This is a genomic window from Pseudomonas sp. S3_B11, from assembly GCF_054667715.1.
On record NZ_CP162749.1, the window covers coordinates 2,774,037 to 2,789,037 of the forward strand.

A 15,001-nucleotide genomic window follows, 5' to 3' on the forward strand; every position below is an offset into this window, starting at 1 on the left:
AAGCTCCATGCTCAGGCCGTTTTGCACGTTAACCAGGCGCTCCAGAAAAGACTGCTGAAGAACCGGGTAGCACTGCCGAATCCTGCATCATTCAACAGTTTTTGAACCGCTGCCTCGGAATGTGGAGGGTCGGCGCCTTGAAGAATCTTGCCAAGCTTGACCGTCACTTCTTCCGGGCTGGCGCCATGCTGTCGCCAGCGCTGCCCCCAGGCCGCGAGGAGTAACGGCTGACTGGCATACGCATATTGGTTCCCGGCGACAATCAGCGGCGCCCCCGGCTTTAGACGTGCCTGGATGGACCGTAATATTTTCGACTTGGCTTCATCCCCATCGAGATGATGGAGCACACCGATCAAGGTGGCAGCATCGTACGACCCGTTGGCTACCAGGTCTTCAACATGCCCAAGATGCATGGCGGTTCTTTCAAGCACGTTGTTTGCGGCTAATTGCTGCTTCGCGGCCTCCAGCATAGGCCCGGACGGATCGACGGCAGTGAAGCGCCAACTCGGCTCCAGCTTGGCCATTGCAATGATCTCTTGCGCCGTACCGCCGGCGCCCACCACCAGTATTTTCGCCGAGCCCACATTCCCAAGGGTCGCTGCCAGCATGCACGCCGCCAAGTCCTGGCAGGCGTCGTATCCAGCGAGCGCAATGCGGCTCTGCCGGCCGTACTCGTTGGCCCGTGAAGTATCAAATTTTTCCGCTGAATTTAACGAGGATGATTTCAAGGCGCAGTTCTCCGTGTGCTGAAATCAAGCTACACCGCGCTTATGGATAATAAAAATTCATTAATCTTATGCGTAGCATTCCCATAAGGAATATCGTTTTCCATCGGCAGAATTTTGCGCGGTCAGCCAATTGCGGCTTGCGATAAACATATGGAAATACGAATATGCTTTTTTCCATATGTTCTGGACCGGATTGGAGCTGTGTAATGACTGAATTCTCCAGCGAAACCCCGCATAACTTCCCAAATCTTGACCTGTTACTTTTCGACGTACCAACAGCGGAAAAACTCGCAAAGAACGCAGCCCCCGAACATAAACCGCGCATACTTTTGCTGTACGGATCAACCCGCGAACGCTCTTTCAGTCAGTTGCTGACCCGCGAAGCGGCGCGTCTGTTGGAGCTCATGGGCGCCGAAACCGCTATCTTCGACCCGTCCGGGTTGCCACTGCCGGACGATGCGCCCGTCGATCACCCCAAGGTGCAGGAACTGCGCGACTTGGTGATGTGGTCGGAGGGCCAGGTCTGGTGCTCGCCGGAACGCCACGGCTCGATGTCGGCGGTGTTCAAGGCGCAGATCGACTGGATCCCGCTCGCACTGGGCGCGGTTCGTCCTTCCCAAGGCAAGACATTGGCGGTGATGCAGGTATGTGGCGGCTCGCAATCCTTCAACACAGTAAACCAACTCCGCGTGCTGGGTCGCTGGATGCGCATGGTCACGATCCCCAATCAATCCTCCGTCCCCAAAGCCTTCCTTGAGTTCGACGAAGCCGGGCGCATGAAGCCCTCGTCCTATTACGACCGGGTCGTCGATGTCATGGAGGAACTGATGAAGTTCACCTTGCTGGTGCGCGGCAGAGAAACCTATTTGGTCGACCGCTACTCCGAGCGCAAGGAAAGCGCCGAAGCGCTATCCAAACGCGTTAACCAGAGGTCTATCTAGGTGCCGCGATAGTAATAGGTCTTCGGTGTGATGTAGGACTTTAACGAATGTTGGCTCATGGCTTGAAATCTGACATTGATTCAAGCAGCCACCCGCTCAATCAAGAACAGGCCGCAGGAAACTACGCTCATAACTCAGAATGAATCGTTGTTCCGTCGCCTGGGTCACCAATTCAACGCACGCTGGATCCTGTTCGGCTTTCCTTCGATAGTTTTCGTAGTCGGCCAGGCTGGAAAAGCTGAACAGGCAGTAGGCGATATTGTTGGCGCCTTCGGCGGGAAGAAAGTAGCCATGATGGACGCCCCCCATTCGGGTCACCACTTCAATCCATTGGCGCGAGTAGCTCTCGAAAGCTGGGATCTGGTAGGGGTCAATGACGTACCTGACATGGCAAGTAATCACGGGCTCAATCCTTTGAAAACTGGAAAAAACGGATTCTACACAGGATACGAGGCATGTCGTCGATGATTGCCATTAGCCGAACAACTTTGCTGCTCTCTCCATCTCATCACCCAGGATCGAAACACCATGGATGAACGCCAAGCAACCATCAAGAACAAGATCCACGCCGTGGTGACGAGCAGCGAATCCGACGAGATCACCTATCGATCAGAGTGGCTCGGTTACCTGCCCTTCCCGGTTTTTCATTGGATTGAATACCAGGGCGAAAGCTTTTCCAGCGACTTCCCCTTTGATTGGTCCCTTGAGGATCTGGTGAGTCTTGAGCGCACAGGGTTCTTGGAAACACTGGAAGCTTATGAAAACCCGGAAGACAGTTTTGATCGGGATATCAGGTATCGCGTTCATGTTGGGTGTGCGCCTCGATAGCTTCTGAACGAAGAGGCGTCATCGCTGGGTAGCGTTATTGCGCTGAACGAAGCAAGCAACGCAACAGTCGGAGCAACAGGACCCTCGGCAAAGAAACCTGGCTCATGCCCCTACGATCCGCTGCCCTCGCTACGTTGTTCTCTTTGTCTGCCTGCGCAACTGCCGCAGTGCCTGAACCGCTGCGCCTGGAAAGCCTGAAACGCTGCGGCGACCTGCTGCAAAGCCAGCACCAGGACTGGTGCCTGACCGTACGCGGACTGGGCAACGCAACGCCACAACTGAAACTGGGCGCAAAGGTGATACCCGCAGACAAGGTCCAGCGCGAAGGGGAAAACCTGCGCTTGCGCCTGGACAGCGCCGACTACCAGAGCGGCCCGCTCTGGCTGCAGGACGGCCCACGCGCCAGCAATGCCGCCTGGCTGACCTTGCGCAACAGTCACGTACTGGCCGCCGGAACGGACGAAGTAGCGAAGAACATGGATGGCCTGACCACCTATGTCGACTTGGTCAGCGTGCTGATCGAAGAAGACCGTGATGGCCGCCAGGAAGCCGAGCGCCTGGCCCGCAAGTACGGGGCAACGGTGGTCGGCAGCATCGCGCCGCTGAACCTGTACCAACTTCACCTGCCGGCCAAGGACTTGGTGCAGCGTGACGCCCTGGTGCTGCGCCTGGGCAGCGAGACCAGCGTGGACGCCGTGGTCATCGAAGAGTCCTCGGCCGAAGAAACCGAGCAAGCCGCAGTCCATCCTGAAGAACCGAAGAAGCCAGCCCTGGACTCCGATGAGTGGGCCGCGAATCGCTTTCTCGACGCGGTGAATTATTACCAACGACGCATCCCCGGACGACAGCCGCCCATCCAGCCGCAACCGGTGCGCATCGGCCTGATCGAGCGCGATGTGGATTTCGACACGACGGACTTTGCAGACTACCTCGGCGCCTGCTCACCACCACGCACCTGCGTCTACGCCCGCGACGCAGATAAACCGGACAACCACGGCACAACCGTCGCCGGCATTCTCGCAGCACGCTGGGACGACAGCGGCAACACTGGTTTTCTCCGCGGGCTGGACAAAACCAGCGGTGGCTTCGAGGTCATCGTCGAACGTAATTCCGATGCCGGGATCACCGCCAACGTCGCTGCCTCGGTCAACCTCGTGGAGGACGGTGTACGCGTACTCAATTGGAGCTGGGGCATCCACCGCGTCGGCGCGAAAGACATCAAAGGCGATGACATCGACTCGCTGCTGCGCTCGGGCATCGCCATGGGCGGGTACGAGGAGTTGCTGGAGGAGTTTTTCCTCTGGCTGCGCAAGGAACATCCCGACGTCATCGTGGTGAACTCCGCCGGCAATGGCGCTTCGTTCTCGGGCAGCGATGAATACCGCCTGCCCTCCTCCTTCATCACCGAGCAATTGCTGGTGGTCGGCGGGCACCAGCGCAGCGAGCACACCGGCGTCGCCGTCGACGACCCGGCCTACGCGGTCAAACGCAGCTCCTCGAACATCGACATGCGCGTCGACATCACCGCCGCCGCATGCGCACATGCCTCGACGACCAACGCAGGCCAGCAAGGCGCAGTGCATTGCGGCACGTCCTACGCCACGCCCATGGTCGCGGGGCTGCTGGCGGCAATGCTGTCCATCAACCCGCAACTGCAACCCGAGCAACTGCGCATGCTGCTACGCCGCAGCGCCATGACCATCGGCGACAATCACGACTTCGAACAGATGGACGCCGAAGACCTCACCGCCCCCATTCTGCCGTCGGAGCGCCGCTACCAACTCAACGACAAAGACGTCGGCCGCTCGGCGCGGCTGGACATGCAAAAGGCCCTGGACCTGGCCGCACAAAGCCGCGACCGCGTGCGTTGAAAGTCAAGGTCACGTCTAACTCAAGACGATGTCTGCCTTGCGCGGGCAAAACCACCCATGCATCAGCCCCGCCTGGAAGAACTGTACCGGAGCCTCGAACCCAGCGCTCTCGATGAGACCGGCGACCTGCTGTGTCGGCAGGATAGCCACGTCTCGGGCGTAGGCGGCACGAGCTCTCACCAGCATTTCCGGCTGTACACCTGCAGAGGACATCAGCGTCATCCAGTTGCGCAGTAGCGCCTCATAGGCAGGTGATTCGGTATCAGCGGCGAGGTCGGCGTTTGCCAGTATTCCACCCGGCTTAAGCCGGCGGGCGATCTCGTGGAAGAAAGTTATACGGGCTTGTGGCTCGAGCAAAAACTGAGACACCAGAAAACAGGTAGCGCCGTCGTGGTCAGGCTCGGCAGGCAGCGCGTCAAGGTAACCATGGTGAAAGCTGCAACGCGAAAGGAAGCCTTCTTGTACCGCTTTCTGTCGGCAGATATCGAGCATGGCGTCCGAAGGATCAACGGCGGTGAAATGCCAGCCGGGGTTCTGCTTGGCCAGGTGGGTCAGTTCCGCACCAGTGCCCACACCGACACAGAGTATCCGGGCATTCTCCGGTAAGTCAGCGAACACCGCGTCGAGCAGGGTGTACAGGGCGTCACGAATGGGCGCCATTCCCGCCCACTGCTTATCGTAGCTGGCGGCCTGCTGATCGAATAAGGCCTTGAGTTCTTCATTGCGCATGGAGAGCACCTTCCTTTGCGTCGTGACGGGATGAAGCCGCGATGGATGTGGCTACTCTTTCAGTATCCCATGGCTGTCAAGCCCCACCGGTTGTGTGGCATGAATCGCCAGTCATAGGACCAGTCGGTAGGTGGACTGCACCAGCCCCGAAGGAAAGCTGCGGCTGGATACCAGTTTCAAATCCACATCCCGCTCAAGCCCGCCAAACAACGGCCGCCCCGAGCCGATCAATACAGGAACGGTGGTGATCACCATATCGGTGACCAACCCATCGCGCAGGAACGACTGCACCACCCGCCCACCATCCACATAGACGCGCTGCACGCCTTGACTCTCCAGCTCAGCCATCAAATCCTTGGGGGCCAGATCGGAGAAACGCAGCTTGCCCTCCAACGCCTCGGGCACTGGCGAATCGGCTAGCTGTTCGGACAGCACTATCACGGGCCGGTCGTAGAACCAGGTGTCGAAGGTCCGCACCTTTTCATAGCTCCCACGCCCCATCACGATCACGTCCTTGTCGGCGATGAAGGCTGAATAGCCGTGGTCTTCGGATGGGTCATCACGTTGTAGAAGCCAGTCGATGTCACCGTCGGGGCGAGCGATGAAGCCATCCAGGCTGGTGGCGATGAAGACGTGGGCGGTGGGCATTTTTGAGGGTTCCTTGTTGTTTTACTTGAGCACCAATGCAAGACCATCAACGCCGATTATGGAAGTGAAAGTAGCGGCCGCATTCGCGAACGCCACTTTCATCACGTATCAGTCAGGCGTTCTTAGCGCGTGCCTCCATGGGCCTTTTCGGCGTTGAAACCATCGAAGTTATCGAAGACACCCATGAAGCCGGGAACGGTCAACGCTCGCGCCCAGTCGCGCTGGAGTTCGCAGTACATCTGCACGCGGCTGATGAGCTTCGCGCCCGCCTGTTCCATTCGGCGCAACGCCGCCTCGTGCGCGGCCAGTGACGTGCCGCCGACCGCATCGACCGGCACATAGACTTCATAACCTTCCTGAATCGCGTCGAGTACCGGGAACGTCAGGCATGCTTCGGTCCAGAGCGCAGTCATGATGAGCTTCCTGCGGCCGATCGCTTTGACCGCCTGCTTGAACTCTGTGTCTTCCCAGCTGTTGATCGAGGTGCGGTCATAGGTTGGCAGATGGCCGAGCACGTCCTGCAGCTCCTGGATCGGTGGTTTGTTGCGGCCGGTCGCGACGTTGACGGTCGAGTGAATAATCGGAAGATTATAATTGACCGCCGCCTTGGCGACGCTCGTTATGTTGAAGACGAGCTCGTCACGGGACATCGAGCGAATCGAGGAGACCTGGATCGGCTGGTAGTCGATGATGATCAATGCCGAGTTCTCGGGGGACAGGAGTTGGTCGGTCTGCGGGTTGCGGATATTCTCGCTTGCCATTGGCAAATCCTTTTATGGGTAATCCACGCTTGTGGGAGAAATGATTTTCCGGGAGACATGCACCAGCGGCGACGTTGCCCGGAAGCAGCATTGTGCTGTTCCCCTATTCGGTGCAGTAGTAGCATTGCGAGGCGAGCTGTGTCGCAAAATGGGGAACGCTGGAATGGACATTGAAGAGCTGCAGACCTTCGTCGAAGTGGCTGATGCGGGGGGCATTTCACCTGCCGCGCTTCGGCTTGGCGTGTCCAAATCGATCGTCAGTCGCAGGCTCGTTCGGCTTGAAACGGAACTTGGCGTCCAGTTGCTTGCACGATCCACACGCGGGGCGGCTCTCACAGAAGCCGGGGCTACGTTCCGCGACTACGCCGCCAGAGTCTGCGCCGAGATCGACATAGCCAAGGAAACGATCCTGCCCGCCGGAGCCCTTCGTGGCCGTTTGCGAGTCGCCGTACCACTCTCTTTCGGCCCGACGCATTTCGCGCCCGTGCTCGCGGAAATGGCACGACGCCACCCCCAGCTTCATATCCAGACCTGCTACAGCGATCGTTTCGTTGACCTCATCACGGAGGGTTACGATTGTGCGATACGGGTTGGCTACCTTCAGGACTCCAACTTGATCGCAAGGCGCATCGGCCCGATCTATGGGAAGCTCCTCGCCAGTCCGGACTACATCAAGGCGCACGGATCACCTGAGACGCCGGAGGAGATTGTCGCCCATCAGGCCCTGATGCAGAGCACCGAAGCCTGGCAATTCATGGATGGGGACAAGATCATCACGGTTCGTCCGCAGGGCCGCTTCAAAGCCGACAACGGCATCGCGTTAGTCGCTGCGGCAACAGCAGGCCTTGGGATCGCTTACCTGCCCGATTGCCTCACCTTTGAACATGTGGCCTCGGGGGCACTGGTGCCGATCATGACGCGTCATCCACCGCCCCCGGCAGGTGCCTATGTCATTCGCCCGTCAGGCCAGCATCCCGCACGCAAGATACGGGTCCTCACCGAACTCCTGATCGAGTACTTCGGCGACTCTCCACACCTTGCGGCGCTGCCGCCGGTCTGAGGCATGACAGCGACCACAATGCTCGTCGTGACTCGACTCATCGAACAACCCGGTTCGTTGCATCAATGAGGTCTGCCTTGGCTCCGGCAGCGAAGGCGCTGAAGCGGGCATCCATGGCAATCGCGGCAGGCAGAAATCGGCCATGTGCAATCAGTAAATTGACAGATTGTCGGTCATCTTCACATTCGTATAGAGACAAACGCTACCAAAGCCCAAGCGCGTCGCCCGCGCCTCGCAAAATTTAATGAGTGCTTTGCCGATCCCTTTCCCACGACCTTCTTTGGACACGGCTACATTTTCGAGAAACATCTGCTGACCCACAGGAAAGAAGACGATGAAGCCTCGCAATTCGTCTTGTTCTCCGACTGAAAGGTGCACAAAACCGGCTGCGATCTGAGCACCGAAATCCGCTAACATCGGTGCAGGCTTTCGTCCTATTACCGAAACATACTGGGCATACGCTTTCTCGGCACAAGCACGCACTGCTACTTCATCGTCTGCAACTGCTTGGCGGATCATTTGTGTTTCGCCCATGGTAAATCCTGACGAATGTCTGTGTGATGTCGGCTCGGGAAGACAGTAAAGGCACCCGACCGACGCTGCGATATGATCGTTTGTGGTCGCAGATTAACCCGCGCAGACCGCTCTGCGGTATAGGCAAGCTCTTTGATGTGCGCCTATAGAGTGATCCGTAGCGAAGGCAGTTCGTAAGGTCACCAAAGTCGATTGCAGTCACTTGTGACTGGCAGCAATCGGCCAAAAACTGGCGCTCAGCAACATCAATGTAAGGGTCTGTCCCCCTTAGCGACAACACAGACAACCGCTGACCACCGGCTGATCAGGGTCATTCTCAAGAAATGTAACCACGACTTCCATGCCCGTCCGAGGCGGCCCCATCTCACAACTCCAATCGGCGGTTCCCTTCAGCCAACAATGACTCTTGTCGTCAAATCTATCTTCGCGGTCCCAGGGGAACTTGACCTTGATCCGCCCGAAGCGCCGATCGCTCTGGATCCCCTCGCCTTCCAAAGCGACGACTACAGCGGTCTGGAGGCTTGGTACCTGAGGCTTCTTGTGAGCCAACGGCGGACGATAGGAAACATTCCACGGAAGAACGACAAAGCGGTTGCGGTAACCCTGATGAAAGTCATCGTCGTTCCCAGTGTTGTCACTGGCGACGTCCTCACCCAACACCTGTGGTTGCCGACCTTCGTGGATGACCTGGGTCAGTAGCCATAGAGTGTTCCACTCTTGGCGCGGATGGCCTGAGATTTCCAGCACGTGGCCGCTGACTAACCGAGTCTGGTCACTTTGCCCCTCGGCTTGTCGATAGGCCACATGGCGGCGCTCCATAGTCCGAAGGCGTATCTGCTTGCCGTGCTCATGACCGGTGAAACGCTCCGGTCTGTCATCTTTCTCATTGTCCAGATATTGCTCGAAATCATGATTGCGCTGCGAGATACGACTGGTGAGCTGTCCCAAACGCAGGTTGATGCGCTTGATCAATGGCTCGTCGGCCACCCTATCGCTCTCATGCCCATAAGCAGTGGGTTGGCCAATACTGGGAAAAGCCGACTGATCATCGCCAAAGACCAGCACGTGACCTTGAGCGCTGTGCTGGAAGTGAAAGTGGATACCCTCTTCTTCGCACAAGCGCTGAATGAAGTGCAAATCCGTTTCGTCGTACTGGGTACAGTAGTCACGCTCGGGGTAGGTCGCCCCCAGATGAAACCGATAGGCGTCGCCCAGAATGCCGTGCTCTTCCAGTACCAAGGCGACGATTTTCGGCACCGAGAACTGTTGATAGATCCTCTGGCTGATGCGATGGCGCAAGTAGGACAGGTGCGGTACGAGGGCCAGCCTGTAGCGCGTCAAACGCTCACCGTTACTGCTTTGAGCGATGTGGTAGACCCGTCCATGAATGCCGTTGCCCTTCGCGTCGAAGGTCAGAAAAGCCTCTACGTCGAAGAGGTTTTCGAGATCCAGGTCAGGCCGCTCGCTAACAAATTCCACGTTGAAGAGGTAAGGCCTGCTGATCGCCTCTTCTCCAGTGAATGCGAGCACTTGAAAATCGTGCTCAAAACCGTCGATGGTCAAACTGAAGTGCGTTTGATTGGCTGGGCTGAACATCCGCTGTTCTCTTCTTACATAAGGCGGCGCAATGGACCGGAAGACCCTGAGTAATACTGGGTTGATGGATTAACAGGTACTCACCCACCCGCCCAGCATCCCTGTATATCGGCGTTTGCGTCTTACTTTCCAGACATGCAAATCAAGTCAGATCAGACACCACTCTTCACTTTGGTCCAGATCCGCGTGCGGATCCGCTCCAACTTCAATGGCAGTGGCTCAAGAGGAATAAGTGTTGCGACCGTTTTTTTGTCTGGATAAATCCAAGGATTGTCTCGCAGCTTCTGCTCGACAAACTCGGCGGCATCCTTATTGGCGTTAGGGTATAGCGTGTGGTTTGAGGTCTTGGCGATAACTTCTGGTCGCATCATATAATTAATGAACGTCATGCCTTCCTTGGGATGGGGAGCATCTTTCAGCAAAACCAGATTCTCCGACCAGGACAGCGCTCCTTCGCGAGGCAGGCTGTAGGCGATCTTGCGCCCCGTGTTGGTCTTCTCGTTGATGGCCTGTGCCGCAAGGGCACCATTGGCCCATCCCACAACTGCACAAATATTGCCGTCAGCCAGGTCGGCGTCGATTCTGGATGAGTCGAAATATAGGACATAAGGACGGATTTTCAACAGCAAGGCCTGGACTTTCTGGTAATCCTCCGGGTTCTTACTATTGCTAGGGAGTCCAAGGTAATTCAAGGCAATGGAAATGATCTCACTTGGAGAGTCAAGCATTGCCACACCACATGACTGGAGCTTGCTAATGTTTTCTTCTTTGAAGATCAGGTCCCAACTATTCACCGGCGCACTATCACCCAATGCCACCCTGACTTTGTCAACGTCATAACCAATGCCGGTAGTGCCCCATAGATAAGGTACGGCGTAGCGGTTACCAGGGTCATTGACCGCGAGCTGGGCCAAGAGCTCAGGATCAATATGTGAAAAGTTACTCAGTTGACTACGATCCAACGGCTGAAGGACTCCCGCCTGGATCAGGCTGGGCAACACATTGGAGGTCGCCACAACCACGTCATAACCGGTGCGCCCAGCCATGACCTTGCTCTGCATGATTTCGGCGCTGTCGAACGCATCCATATGCACGCTCGTACCAGTTTCCTGTTCAAACTCCTTTGGCGTCTCCGGCGCAAGCAACCCGAACCAGTTATACAGATACATCCCGGGCTCTACAGCCGCTACTGATGTGCTTATCCCTGCACAGAGAAGCGAGGCGGAAAAAATGGTTCGCAAATGTGACTTTCTCATGCAACATCCTTGTCAAGACGATATGCCCTCATGGCCATCGTTAACCCTGGCAGTGAATATACCGGGTGTTACCGAATAGTAAATACCTACGAATACTTACCTTTGACCTGCGAATCCCTAACCCTAAAGGGGTAGAAAATGCCGTTTGACCTCCACAGCCTGGCTTGGCATCGATCGATTGGAAAGCTGATCATGCAGCTGAATCGTCCAGATTTCTGGAGTTCACTTGTTCGCACATTAAATGAGTATGTACAGATCGATAATTGGGTTGTATTGATTTTCAGCAATCAACACGTGCAGGTCGTTAGCCTTCCTGAGATAGCAGACGCGGAAGAAGTCGACGCATTCATTCATCGCTATGTGAAAGGTCTTTACTTGCTGGATCCGTTCTATATAGCCAATCGGGAAAATCCACAGAGTGGTTTCTTCCATCTATTGGATATTGCACCGGCATACTTTCTTGAAACCGAGTACTACCACAAGTATTTTGCACAATACATTTCCATGGATGAGGCACAGTACAATGTCCAGCTCGACCCCGACAGAACGTTGTGCATTTCCATCGGCAGCAAAGTTCGCTTTAGCCAAGAACAAATAACCATGCTTGACATCATCAAGCCGTGGGTGACTGCATTAATGCATCAGCGCATGGGCTATGAAGTTGACGTAGAGAAAACTCCGGCTGAACCGCCTCTGTGGCCGGAAACGGTCAATCAGCTTGGCACCCAAATAACAGCACGCGAGAGTGATGTACTCCGTTTATTGCTCAGCGGCTTCTCCAATAAAGAGATAGCCGGAAAGCTGTCCCTCTCGGCGGAGACCATAAAAGTTCACCGCCGCAACATTTACGCAAAATTAAATATCAAGTCACAATCTGAGCTCTTTGCTCGATTCTTCATGCCCAAACAGAATATTCCCGCTACCCATTGAAGTCAGGGCAGCGAGCTGATTTGCGCGGTCATGCGCCTGCAAGCATCAAGTCCAGATTCTGCACCGCCGCGCCAGCGGCGCCCTTCCCAAGATTGTCAAACACCGCAGCCAGCAAAACCTGCCCGGTCTCATCATTCTCAAACACCGACAATCGCAAATCATCGGTTCCGTTAAGCGCTTGAGGATCAAGGGACGTCATCTCCTTGGATTCCTGCATCGACATCACCTGTACATGGTGCGCATCGGCGTAGTGCTGCATCAAACATCCATGCAACTGCACCGCGCTCACGCCTGGCGCCAGCAATCGGGTTTGCAAGGGAATGGTCAGCACGATCCCCTGCCGAAAAGCGCCATAGGCCGGCACGAACATCGGCCGCTCCGTCAGCCCGCTTTGCTGCTGAATCTCCGGAATATGCTTGTGTGCCAGCCCCAGCCCATAGACCTGAAACGCCGACGCCTGTGCTGCGCCTGCGCCCTCATGCTCTTGCACGCCGACGCGTCCTTTTCCGGAATAACCCGACACTGCATGAATGTTCAGCGGGTAATCCCTGGGCACTAATCCGGCCTCCAGCAATGGACGCAGCAACCCGATCGCCCCCGTTGGGTAGCAACCGGGATTGCTGACCCGGCGCGCAGCGGCGATGCGTTGGGCCTGTTGCGGGTTCATCTCTGCGAATCCATAGGTCCAGTCTGGATGGGTGCGGTGCGCCGAGCTCGCATCGATCACCCGAACGGCGGAGTTTTCGATGGTCGCTACCGCGTCGCGTGCGGCTTGGTCGGGCAAGCAGAGAATCGCGATGTCGCAGTGGTTGATGGCTTCGGCGCGACGTTGCGGATCCTTGCGATGTTCAGGGCTGAGGGTGAAAAGCCGCAGATCGCTGCGCTCGCGCAGACGTTGATGGATTTGCAGCCCGGTGGTGCCTTGGTCGCCATCGATGAATACAAGGGGACTTGCCATGGAATGCTCTCGGACATTGGAAATCAGGAGCCCAATCTTCAGCGAGGCTCTAAGATAGGAAAAGTTGAATTTATAAACGATGAAATTCAGTTTTTCTGAACAAGGAATCCCTCATGCGCGAAATCAGCCTCGACCGTCTGCGCACCTTGGTAGCGATTGCCGACCTGGGGTCGTTTGCCGAGGCCGCCCGTGCGCTGCACCTTGCACCACCCACCGTCAGTCTGCATATCGCCGACCTGGAGGCGCGCGTGGGCGGCAAGCTGTTGTCGCGCACCCGCGGGCGCGTTCAGCCTTCAGCGATAGGGAACACATTGGTGGAACGCGCGCGGCGCCTATTGGCGGACGCAGAGCAGGCGCTTGAAGACGTTGAACGTCAGGTTCAAGGGTTGGCCGGGCGTGTGCGGTTAGGCGCCTCCACAGGGGCCATCGCACAGTTGCTGCCGCATGCGTTGGAGACATTGAGCCAACGCCACCCCGCTATCGATGTACAAGTCGCGGTGCTCACCTCCCAGGAAACCTTGAAGAAACTTGCCGAGGGCTCTTTGGAGGTTGGTTTGGTTGCGCTGCCGCAGTCTCCGGTGAAGGGCTTGCGGATCGAGCCGTGGCGACGGGATCCGGTCATGGCGTTCCTGCCGGCTCGCTGGGAGTCCCCGGAGGTTGTGACCCCCGCTTGGCTGGCCGCTCAGCCGTTGATTTTGAACGACACCACCACGCGTCTTTCGCGCTTGACGGCGGAGTGGTTCGCCAGTGATGGGCAACCGCCTGCGCCGCGTATCCAACTGAACTACAACGACGCGATCAAAAGTCTGGTGGCGGCAGGATATGGTGCGACGTTGTTGCCCCATGAGGCGGCCACGCCATTGCTCGATAACAGGATCGTCATGCGGCCACTAAAGCCCTTATTGTGGCGTCAACTGGGTATCGCCCACCGCAGTCAGGAGATCGAACGGCCTACGCAACATGTGCTGGATGTGTTGTGGGAGTTGAGTGCGGAGTGATTATGTCTGGGCATGAGGTATTCTGCGCGGCGTAAAACACGATCCAGGCCTGCGACGTGCAACCGATTGTCACGTCCCCTTGATCGATCTAAAAGCGGCGCACCAGGAGATCTGCATGTTGTTTGGACATCGCTTCGAGCGCACCGCCCAGGATGACCTGCACATCCACTCGCGCAACCGGGTGCAGAGCGCCTTCGTGCTGCTGACAGGCGCGCTTGCCTTCATCTTGCCGGTGGCGTTCGCCGTATTTGTGATCGCTGATGGGGGCACGCCGCTGATTGATGTCGATCCAATGTCCTCACTGCTGATCGTGCTCGGGTTGCTGCTGATTCCCGCACTCGGCCTGCTCCTGATGGTGTACACCGGCATCCACGAGACCTTGCTGTTATCGCGACGCGACGGTGAAGGCAAGCGCCGCACCCGAAACTTTTTTGGGCGTCGCGAGCGTGTGCATTCGGTGTTCAGAATCGATACCCCCAAATGCCTCGAGCTTCGCCGCCGCCAAGATGCCGAACCGGCCTACACCCAACTGTGGCTGGTGATGCGCGATGGCAGCGAGCACCGCCTGACGACCGACAACGTTCCGGTGGTGCCAGGAAGTCAACGCACCGACGTGTGGTTGCGTGAGCTGGCCGACTACCTGAACGTGGCAGTGCCCACCGAAGTCGTGGTGGGCTCGGCGGCGGGTGTGAAGAAGGCAATCTACAGGCCTGCTCCAGCCCCAACCAGCGGTAAAACGGTGAGGGAAGCCAGGCAGCGCAAAGCCAAGGGGCTCACGCGTTCCCATGAATCCACCGAAAAACTCGGCACGCCCGCACGCGCCCTGCTCCTTCTAATGGGTGTTTTCCTGGCACTATTGGAGCTGAGTCGCGTCATCGCATTGGTGCCCGCTCTGTTTGCCGGGCGGCTGCGTGTCGGCGGTCGAACGGGCACGACAACCTTCTACTGGGCCGAGCAACCGCTCACCTTCTCATTCAACCTGCTGGTGGGCATGGCCGAGGTGTTGATCCTCGGATTCATCGCCTGGGGTTGTCTGCGCATGGCGATCCGGGGCCGGATGAGTTCCCATCCCTGAGAGTAGTCAATTCGACAGCGGCGCCACAGAACCCTCAAAGCCACCTTTAAATGGCAGAATCTCCTTAATTGATCGTTCTGGAGACCAC

General features: G+C 57.1%; 16 protein-coding genes. 7 read left to right on the forward strand and 9 right to left on the reverse strand.

Translation table 11 applies throughout. From position 1 onward, the window contains the following. Positions 1–11: 11 nt before the first annotated feature. Positions 12–728, reverse strand: a complete 717-nt coding sequence (locus AB4O22_RS12675) for a class I SAM-dependent methyltransferase (protein WP_460096415.1) — start codon at positions 726–728, stop codon at positions 12–14. Positions 729–934: 206 nt separating this feature from the next. Between AB4O22_RS12675 and arsH the strand changes: the two genes are divergently transcribed. After that, entirely contained in the window at positions 935–1,669 is a 735-nt protein-coding gene (gene arsH, locus AB4O22_RS12680; RefSeq protein ID WP_460096416.1) for an arsenical resistance protein ArsH, read from the forward strand. Between the two features lie 96 nt (positions 1,670–1,765). Here arsH and AB4O22_RS12685 read toward each other — a convergent pair whose 3' ends face one another. Next, complete coding sequence (locus AB4O22_RS12685) at positions 1,766–2,071, reverse strand: NIPSNAP family protein (RefSeq protein WP_003201266.1); 306 nt, start codon at positions 2,069–2,071, stop codon at positions 1,766–1,768. Positions 2,072–2,197: 126 nt separating this feature from the next. Here AB4O22_RS12685 and AB4O22_RS12690 point away from each other — a divergent pair, with 126 nt between their 5' ends. Both AB4O22_RS12690 and AB4O22_RS12695 read left to right on the forward strand, forming a co-directional pair. Further along, positions 2,198–2,497 carry a hypothetical protein gene (locus tag AB4O22_RS12690; RefSeq protein WP_003201264.1) on the forward strand — a complete coding sequence of 100 codons (300 nt, stop codon included), beginning with the start codon at positions 2,198–2,200 and terminating at the stop codon, positions 2,495–2,497. 104 nt (positions 2,498–2,601) lie between these two features. Next, on the forward strand, positions 2,602–4,368 hold the full coding sequence (locus AB4O22_RS12695; protein ID WP_460096417.1) for a S8/S53 family peptidase: 1,767 nt from the start codon (positions 2,602–2,604) through the stop codon (positions 4,366–4,368). 15 nt (positions 4,369–4,383) lie between these two features. Here the strand turns inward: AB4O22_RS12695 and AB4O22_RS12700 are convergent, their stop codons facing one another. From AB4O22_RS12700 to AB4O22_RS12710, 3 genes are all read right to left on the reverse strand, one after another. Next, positions 4,384–5,097 (reverse strand): class I SAM-dependent methyltransferase, encoded by a 714-nt coding sequence (locus AB4O22_RS12700; RefSeq protein ID WP_013693188.1) that lies wholly within the window; start codon positions 5,095–5,097, stop codon positions 4,384–4,386. A 111-nt stretch (positions 5,098–5,208) separates the two neighbouring features. Next, the gene (locus tag AB4O22_RS12705; protein WP_460096418.1) at positions 5,209–5,745 is read right to left on the reverse strand and encodes a dihydrofolate reductase family protein; all 537 of its coding nucleotides are present in this window, start codon (positions 5,743–5,745) and stop codon (positions 5,209–5,211) included. A 122-nt stretch (positions 5,746–5,867) separates the two neighbouring features. Next, positions 5,868–6,506 (reverse strand): hydrolase, encoded by a 639-nt coding sequence (locus AB4O22_RS12710; RefSeq protein WP_003201256.1) that lies wholly within the window; start codon positions 6,504–6,506, stop codon positions 5,868–5,870. 163 nt (positions 6,507–6,669) lie between these two features. Between AB4O22_RS12710 and AB4O22_RS12715 the strand changes: the two genes are divergently transcribed. Beyond that, positions 6,670–7,566 (forward strand): LysR family transcriptional regulator, encoded by an 897-nt coding sequence (locus AB4O22_RS12715; RefSeq protein WP_003201254.1) that lies wholly within the window; start codon positions 6,670–6,672, stop codon positions 7,564–7,566. Between the two features lie 150 nt (positions 7,567–7,716). On the opposite strand, the gene AB4O22_RS12720 is transcribed toward AB4O22_RS12715, so the two are convergent. The 3 genes from AB4O22_RS12720 to AB4O22_RS12730 form a co-directional block, all read right to left on the reverse strand. Beyond that, positions 7,717–8,100 (reverse strand): GNAT family N-acetyltransferase, encoded by a 384-nt coding sequence (locus AB4O22_RS12720; RefSeq protein WP_223472761.1) that lies wholly within the window; start codon positions 8,098–8,100, stop codon positions 7,717–7,719. Positions 8,101–8,367: 267 nt separating this feature from the next. After that, entirely contained in the window at positions 8,368–9,696 is a 1,329-nt protein-coding gene (gene tssI / locus AB4O22_RS12725) for a type VI secretion system tip protein TssI/VgrG (RefSeq protein WP_053162499.1), read from the reverse strand. 152 nt (positions 9,697–9,848) lie between these two features. After that, positions 9,849–10,952 (reverse strand): polyamine ABC transporter substrate-binding protein, encoded by a 1,104-nt coding sequence (locus AB4O22_RS12730; RefSeq protein WP_223471816.1) that lies wholly within the window; start codon positions 10,950–10,952, stop codon positions 9,849–9,851. A gap of 138 nt (positions 10,953–11,090) precedes the next feature. Between AB4O22_RS12730 and AB4O22_RS12735 the strand changes: the two genes are divergently transcribed. Next, the gene (locus AB4O22_RS12735) at positions 11,091–11,882 is read left to right on the forward strand and encodes a helix-turn-helix transcriptional regulator (protein ID WP_053162497.1); all 792 of its coding nucleotides are present in this window, start codon (positions 11,091–11,093) and stop codon (positions 11,880–11,882) included. Between the two features lie 28 nt (positions 11,883–11,910). On the opposite strand, the gene argC is transcribed toward AB4O22_RS12735, so the two are convergent. Continuing rightward, entirely contained in the window at positions 11,911–12,840 is a 930-nt protein-coding gene (argC, locus tag AB4O22_RS12740) for an N-acetyl-gamma-glutamyl-phosphate reductase (protein ID WP_003201243.1), read from the reverse strand. A 113-nt stretch (positions 12,841–12,953) separates the two neighbouring features. Between argC and AB4O22_RS12745 the strand changes: the two genes are divergently transcribed. Together AB4O22_RS12745 and AB4O22_RS12750 are read left to right on the forward strand one after the other, a co-directional pair. Next, positions 12,954–13,838, forward strand: a complete 885-nt coding sequence (locus AB4O22_RS12745; protein WP_460096420.1) for a LysR family transcriptional regulator — start codon at positions 12,954–12,956, stop codon at positions 13,836–13,838. 115 nt (positions 13,839–13,953) lie between these two features. Continuing rightward, positions 13,954–14,913 (forward strand): hypothetical protein, encoded by a 960-nt coding sequence (locus AB4O22_RS12750; protein ID WP_460096421.1) that lies wholly within the window; start codon positions 13,954–13,956, stop codon positions 14,911–14,913. The last annotated feature ends 88 nt before the right edge of the window (positions 14,914–15,001 follow it).

Coding starts and splice junctions, on each gene's coding strand:
- arsH (WP_460096416.1), top strand. CDS start 935: ATGACTGAATTCTCCAGCGAAACCCCGCATAACTTCCCAAATCTTGAC.
- AB4O22_RS12690 (WP_003201264.1), top strand. CDS start 2,198: ATGGATGAACGCCAAGCAACCATCAAGAACAAGATCCACGCCGTGGTG.
- AB4O22_RS12695 (WP_460096417.1), top strand. CDS start 2,602: ATGCCCCTACGATCCGCTGCCCTCGCTACGTTGTTCTCTTTGTCTGCC.
- AB4O22_RS12700 (WP_013693188.1), bottom strand. CDS start 5,097: ATGCGCAATGAAGAACTCAAGGCCTTATTCGATCAGCAGGCCGCCAGC.
- AB4O22_RS12705 (WP_460096418.1), bottom strand. CDS start 5,745: ATGCCCACCGCCCACGTCTTCATCGCCACCAGCCTGGATGGCTTCATC.
- AB4O22_RS12710 (WP_003201256.1), bottom strand. CDS start 6,506: ATGGCAAGCGAGAATATCCGCAACCCGCAGACCGACCAACTCCTGTCC.
- AB4O22_RS12715 (WP_003201254.1), top strand. CDS start 6,670: ATGGACATTGAAGAGCTGCAGACCTTCGTCGAAGTGGCTGATGCGGGG.
- AB4O22_RS12720 (WP_223472761.1), bottom strand. CDS start 8,100: ATGGGCGAAACACAAATGATCCGCCAAGCAGTTGCAGACGATGAAGTA.
- tssI (WP_053162499.1), bottom strand. CDS start 9,696: ATGTTCAGCCCAGCCAATCAAACGCACTTCAGTTTGACCATCGACGGT.
- AB4O22_RS12730 (WP_223471816.1), bottom strand. CDS start 10,952: ATGAGAAAGTCACATTTGCGAACCATTTTTTCCGCCTCGCTTCTCTGT.
- AB4O22_RS12735 (WP_053162497.1), top strand. CDS start 11,091: ATGCCGTTTGACCTCCACAGCCTGGCTTGGCATCGATCGATTGGAAAG.
- argC (WP_003201243.1), bottom strand. CDS start 12,840: ATGGCAAGTCCCCTTGTATTCATCGATGGCGACCAAGGCACCACCGGG.
- AB4O22_RS12745 (WP_460096420.1), top strand. CDS start 12,954: ATGCGCGAAATCAGCCTCGACCGTCTGCGCACCTTGGTAGCGATTGCC.
- AB4O22_RS12750 (WP_460096421.1), top strand. CDS start 13,954: ATGTTGTTTGGACATCGCTTCGAGCGCACCGCCCAGGATGACCTGCAC.